The sequence below is a fragment of the Pseudomonas sp. GD04158 genome, from assembly GCF_029834875.1.
Classification (GTDB): domain Bacteria; phylum Pseudomonadota; class Gammaproteobacteria; order Pseudomonadales; family Pseudomonadaceae; genus Aquipseudomonas; species Aquipseudomonas hydrolytica.
The window spans coordinates 1-5,722 of the sequence record NZ_JAODYT010000137.1; the positions used below are offsets into that span (position 1 = coordinate 1).

Consider the following 5,722-nt stretch of genomic DNA (forward strand, 5'->3'; position numbering starts at 1 on the left):
GGCTCGCTCGCGGGCGCCTCGGCGGGCGCAGCGGGTTCCGCCGGCTTCTTGCGCAGCCAGCCGAACAGGGATTTCTTTTCTTCGGTCACAGGCGGATTCTGCGCGCCGACATCGGCCGGCGACTTCTTGTCGTCATTGGAACCAAACATGGGTCGCTTGCATCTCAGGGGGGCGGTCGCTAACAGCCTGATACGCCTGGCTGCGCCGCCCCGGAAAAGGATGGGGTATCCTAGCACCTCTTCGCCTGCCGGCGGTACGACCGCCCAGGCCATCCGACAGGTCAGACTTTCGATGAATGCCATTGCCCGCCGTTCCCTCGGCCTGCTGTTCGGCGCCCTTTGCGTGCCACTCGCGGCCTTCGCTTCTCCTGCTCAACCCACCCACGAATTCAAACTGGACAATGGCCTGAAGGTCATAGTCCGCGAGGATCACCGCGCCCCCGTGGTGGTCAGTCAGCTCTGGTACAAGGTCGGTTCCAGCTACGAGACGCCCGGCTCCACCGGCCTGTCCCACGCCCTGGAACACATGATGTTCAAGGGCAGCCGCAAGCTCGGCGCCGGCGAGGCCTCGCGCATCCTGCGCGAGCTGGGCGCCGAAGAGAACGCCTTCACCAGCGACGATTACACCGCCTACTACCAGGTGCTGGCGCGCGACCGCCTGGGCGTGGCGCTGGAGCTGGAGGCCGACCGCCTGGCCAGCCTGCAGCTGCCGGCGGCCGAATTCGCCAAGGAAATCGAGGTGATCAAGGAAGAGCGGCGCCTGCGCACCGACGACCGCCCCTCGTCCCTGGCCTTCGAACGCTTCAAGGCCATGGCCTACCCGGCCAGCGGCTACGGCATTCCCACCATCGGCTGGATGGCGGATCTCGACCGCATGCACATCGACGAGCTGCGCGCCTGGTACCAGAAGTGGTACGCGCCGAACAACGCCACCCTGGTGGTGGTGGGCGACGTCAGCGTGGATGAAGTCAAGAGCCAGGTGCAGCGTTACTTCGGCGACATCCCGCGCCGCGAGGTGCCGACCGCCAAGCTGCCGCTGGAACTGGGCGCAGCGGGCGAGCGCCGCACCACCCTGTATCTCAGAACCCAGCTGCCGAGCCTGCTGATGGGCTTCAACGTGCCGGGCCTCGCCACCAGCGAACAGCCGCGCCAGGTCTATGCCCTGCGCCTGGCCGCCGCCCTGCTCGACGGCGGCTACAGCGCACGCCTGTCGACCCGCCTGGAACGCGGCGAGGAGCTCGTTTCCAGCGCCAGCGCCTGGTACAACGCCTTCACCCGTGGCGACAGCCTGTTCGTTCTCACCGCCACGCCCAACGTGCAGAAGGGCAAGACCCTGGAGCAGGCCGAAGCCGGCCTGTGGCGCGAACTGGAGAACCTGAAGAAGACGCCGCCCTCGGCCGCCGAGCTGGCCCGGGTGCGCGCCCAGGTCATCGCCGGCCTGGTGTTCGAGCGCGATTCGATCACCAGCCAGGCCACCAGCATCGGCCAACTGGAAACCGTCGGCCTGTCCTGGCAACTGATCGACCAGGAACTGGCCGAGCTGGAAGCCGTGACCCCGGCCGACATCCAGCAGGCCGCCCGCACCTTCTTCGTTCGCGACCGCCTGAGCGTCGCCCATGTTCTGCCCGAAGAGTCCCGCAATGAGGAGTCCCGCCCATGAAGACTGAGCACCGCCGCCTGGGCCTGCTCGGCCTGATCCTGTCCGCTGCCCTGGCGCTGGGCGCCTGCGCCAGCCTGTCCGCTCCGACGCTGAGCGGCGATGCCGCGAAACTGCAGTCGTTGGCCGAGCTCGATGGCCAGGCACCGACCCGCCGCACCCTGGAAATCCAGACCTGGACCACGCCACAAGGCGCCAAGGTGCTGTTCGCCCCGGCCCGTGAGCTGCCGATGTTCGACCTGCGCCTGACCTTCGCCGCCGGCAGCAGCCAGGACAACGGCGTGCCGGGCCTGGCCACCCTGACCAACGCCATGCTCAACGAGGGCGTACCGGGCAAGGATGTCGGCGCCATCGCCGCCGGCTTCGAGGGCCTAGGCGCCGAATTCGGCAACGGTGCCTACCGCGACATGGCCGTGGCCAGCCTGCGCAGCCTGAGCGCCAAGGAGCAGCGCGACCCGGCACTGGCACTGTTCGCCGAGGTCCTGGGCAAGCCGACCTTCCCCGAGGATTCGCTGGCGCGGATCAAGAACCAGCTGCTGGCCGGTTTCGAGTTCCAGAAGCAGAACCCCGGCAAGCTGGCCAGCCTGAAGCTGTTCGAGCGCCTGTACGGCCAGCACCCCTATGCGCATCCGAGCGACGGTACCGCGCAGTCGATCCCGGCCATCGGCCGTCAGCAGCTGCAGGCCTTCCACGCTCGCGCCTACGCGGCCGGCAACGCGGTGATCGCCCTGGTCGGCGACCTCTCGCGCAGCGAAGCCGAGGCCATCGCCAACCAGGTGTCCGCGGCCCTGCCACAGGGGCCGGCACTGCCGCGCATCGCCCAGCCGCAAGCGCCCAAGCCGGGCGCCAGCCACATCGAATTCCCCTCCAACCAGACCCACCTGCTGATCGCCCAGCTCGGCATCGACCGTCGCGACCCGGACTACGCCGCGCTCTATCTGGGCAACCAGATTCTCGGCGGCAGCGGCTTCGGCACCCGCCTGATGACCGAAGTGCGCGAGAAGCGCGGCCTGACCTACGGCGTCTACTCAGGCTTCAGCGCCATGCAGGCGCGCGGCCCGTTCATGATCAACCTGCAGACCCGTGCGGACCTGAGCGAGGGCACCCTGGCACTGGTCAAGCAGCTGCTCGCCGACTATCTGCGCGAAGGCCCAACCCAACAGGAGCTGGACAACGCCAAGCGTCAGCTGGCCGGCAGCTTCCCGCTGTCCACCGCGAGCAACGCCGATATCGTCGGCCAGCTGGCGTCGATGGGCTTCTACGACCTGCCGCTGAGCTATCTGGACGACTTCATGCGTGACGTCCAGGCGCTGAGCATCGAACAGGTCAAGACCGCCATGGCCAAGCACCTCGACCCCGAGGCGCTGGTGGTGGTCACGGCCGGCCCGACCGTGGCCCAGAAGGAGCTGCCGCCGCCCAACGAGGATCCGGTCGAGCAGCCCAGCACGGTGCCGCACTGATGCGCGGTCGCGCTTCGCAGAAACCCGCCGCGGGCAAGGCCCACGGCGGCCAGGGCCAGTTGCGCATCATCGGTGGGCAGTGGCGCTCGCGGCGCCTCGCCTTCCCCGACGGCCCGGGCCTGCGCCCGACCCCGGACCGGGTGCGCGAGACGCTGTTCAACTGGCTGGCGCCTTATGTCGAGGGCGCCCATGTGCTCGACCCCTTCGCCGGCAGCGGCGCGCTGCTGCTCGAAGCGCTGTCGCGTGGTGCTGCCAGCGGCCTGGCCTGCGACCTCAACCCGGCGTCGGTGGCCGCGCTGCGCGGGCATCTGACGACGCTGCAGTGCAGCGCCGGCGAAATCCAGCAGGGCGACGCCCTGCAGCTGCTGGCCCGGCCGGCGCCGCGGCGCTTCGATATCGTCCTGCTCGACCCGCCGTTTCACAAGGATCTGCTGCAAGGCGCCTGCAACCTGCTGGAAACCCAGGGCTGGCTGGCTGACGACGCCTGGATCTACACCGAAAGCGAAACCGCGCCCTCGACGCTGGGCCTGCCCGGTAACTGGCGCCTGCATCGGGAGAAGCACACTGGTCAGGTGCATTACGCACTGTGGCAGCGTGGATGAAGGACTTTATCTACGCCCACCTGCCCTACCTGCTGCTGATCGCACTGGCGCTGCCGGTGCTGCTCAGCCAGCAGGAAATTGCACTGAACCTTCAACGCGCGATACCGCACAATCCCAATGCCGGTATCGTCATCGGGCTTACCAATCAGCGTATCGTCGCGTTGCTGGTATTGGCCTGGTGCGCTTGGCGCATACTCCGCAAGCGCCGACGCTGAATAGCTCTGTAGCCTGGATGAAATCCAGGGCCACCACTCCCGGATTGCATCCGGGCTACGTCTACTGCCGACGACCGACTGCACCATGAACACTGAATTTCGCCCCGCCTGGTGGCTCCCCGGCCCGCATCTACAGACGCTGTGGAACCCCTTCTGCCGCAAGCCGCCGCAACTGCAGCGGCCGCGCGAACGGCTGTGGCTGGACGATGGCGACTTTCTCGACCTCGACTGGTACGGCCCGCATGACGCCCATGCGCCGCTGGTGCTGGTGCTGCATGGCCTGACCGGCAGTTCCAATTCGCTCTACGTGCTCGGCCTGCAACAGGCCCTGGCCGCACGCGGCTGGGCCAGCGTGGCGCTGAACTGGCGCGGCTGCTCCGGTGAACCGAACCTGCTGCCGCGCGGCTATCACTCCGGCGCCAGCGAGGATCTGGCTTCGGCAGTCGCCCACCTGCGTGCGCAACGGCCGATGGCGCCGCTGTACGCCGTCGGCTATTCGCTGGGCGGCAACGTGCTGCTCAAGTACCTGGGCGAAAGCGGCGCGCAGAGCCAGCTGCAGGCCGCGGTGGCGGTGTCGGTGCCGTTTCGTCTGGATCAGTGCGCCGACCGTATCGGCCTGGGCTTCTCGCGGGTGTACCAGGCGCATTTCATGCGCGAGATGGTCGCCTATGTCAGCAACAAGCAGCGCCTGTTCACCGAGCAGGGCCACAGCGAGCGCCTGTCGGTGCTGGAGCGCCTCGGCCCGCTGGACGGCATGCGCACCTTCTGGGACTTCGACGGGCGCATCACCGCGCCCCTGCACGGCTTCGCCGATGCCCACGATTACTACCGGCGCGCCTCCAGCCGCTTCTACTTGGGCGACATTCGCACGCGCACGCTGATCATCCAGGCCGAGGACGATCCCTTCATCTTCCGTCACAGCCTGCCCGAGGCCAGCGAGCTGGCCCCCGGCACCGAGTTCGAGCTGCATGCCAAGGGCGGCCATGTCGGCTTCGTCGAAGGCAGCCCGCGCCGCCCCGTCTACTATCTGGAGCGGCGCATTCCCGAGTGGCTAGGCGCACTCACCTGAATCAGCCGGCCGCAGGCTGCTCCGGCATCGCCGAGGAGTGGTGCTTGAGGATTTTCCACTCGCCATCGACCTTCTGGTACACGAAGGTGTAGCGCGCCTGCACCTGGCGTACCGCATCGCCCTGGGTCAGGGCGAAGGTGTAGACCCCCGAGTCCACCGCCGCGTCCGGGCCGATCTGGCGAATTTCACGCATGTTGATCGTGCCCACCGGCTTGGCCTGTAAAAAATGGTCGAAATAGTCCTGGATCGCCTCGTGGCCTATGCGCACCCGATTCGATACCGTGGGCTGCAGCACGCCGTTGTCGGCATAGAGCGCAGCCACCTTGGCCGAATCGCCCGTCTGCAGGGCGGCGTTCCAGCGCTCGAACAGGCTGGCGATCTGCTGCTCCTGCGCATCGCTCGGAGCGGCTGCGGTTTCCGTATAGACATAAGGCGCATCGGCCGCCTGAACCAGCGGCACGGACAGGACGAACACCAGGGCGCAGCCGCTGAACAAGGGTTTCAACATGGTCGAATCTCCGGCTATTGAATGACGCCGTCAGCATGCAATCGGCCCGGCGCCGGCACATCGGCCGAATGGCACCTGCGGCCTATGCCAGGTGGCAGATGCCCGACGCGCTTGGAGCCATTAGCCTGCGCCGTCCGATGACGCGCACTTCGTGGAGGCGTAGATGCAGCACACCCCACCCGACAGCGTGCTGGCCCTGCGCGCCGATTACC

The 5,722-nt window shown here is 67.6% G+C and carries 6 protein-coding genes and 1 pseudogene; 5 read left to right on the forward strand and 2 right to left on the reverse strand.

All coding sequences use genetic code 11. The features are described 5' to 3' along the window. Nucleotides 1-149: pseudogene (locus N7333_RS23740) on the reverse strand (signal recognition particle-docking protein FtsY); the annotation flags it as partial. Between the two features lie 142 nt (nucleotides 150-291). On the opposite strand from N7333_RS23740, the gene N7333_RS23745 reads away from it, so the two are divergent. The 5 genes from N7333_RS23745 to N7333_RS23765 all read left to right on the forward strand — a co-directional run bounded on the left by N7333_RS23745 (nucleotide 292) and on the right by N7333_RS23765 (nucleotide 5,002). Further along, complete coding sequence (locus tag N7333_RS23745; RefSeq protein ID WP_129482502.1) at nucleotides 292-1,659, forward strand: pitrilysin family protein; 1,368 nt, start codon at nucleotides 292-294, stop codon at nucleotides 1,657-1,659. Beyond that, nucleotides 1,656-3,116, forward strand: coding sequence for a pitrilysin family protein (locus N7333_RS23750; protein ID WP_129482501.1), 1,461 nt, complete (start codon nucleotides 1,656-1,658; stop codon nucleotides 3,114-3,116). The genes N7333_RS23745 and N7333_RS23750 overlap by 4 nt, the downstream gene beginning before the upstream one ends. Beyond that, entirely contained in the window at nucleotides 3,116-3,718 is a 603-nt protein-coding gene (rsmD, locus tag N7333_RS23755; RefSeq protein WP_129482500.1) for a 16S rRNA (guanine(966)-N(2))-methyltransferase RsmD, read from the forward strand. The genes N7333_RS23750 and rsmD overlap by 1 nt, the downstream gene beginning before the upstream one ends. Then, nucleotides 3,715-3,933, forward strand: coding sequence for a hypothetical protein (locus N7333_RS23760; RefSeq protein ID WP_004373840.1), 219 nt, complete (start codon nucleotides 3,715-3,717; stop codon nucleotides 3,931-3,933). Before rsmD ends, N7333_RS23760 begins: the two co-directional genes overlap by 4 nt. Nucleotides 3,934-4,018: 85 nt before the next feature. Further along, entirely contained in the window at nucleotides 4,019-5,002 is a 984-nt protein-coding gene (locus N7333_RS23765) for a hydrolase (protein ID WP_129482499.1), read from the forward strand. Between the two features lies 1 nt (nucleotide 5,003). Here the strand turns inward: N7333_RS23765 and N7333_RS23770 are convergent, their stop codons facing one another. Continuing rightward, nucleotides 5,004-5,510, reverse strand: a complete 507-nt coding sequence (locus tag N7333_RS23770; protein ID WP_129482498.1) for an SgcJ/EcaC family oxidoreductase — start codon at nucleotides 5,508-5,510, stop codon at nucleotides 5,004-5,006. Nucleotides 5,511-5,722: the final 212 nt, after the last annotated feature.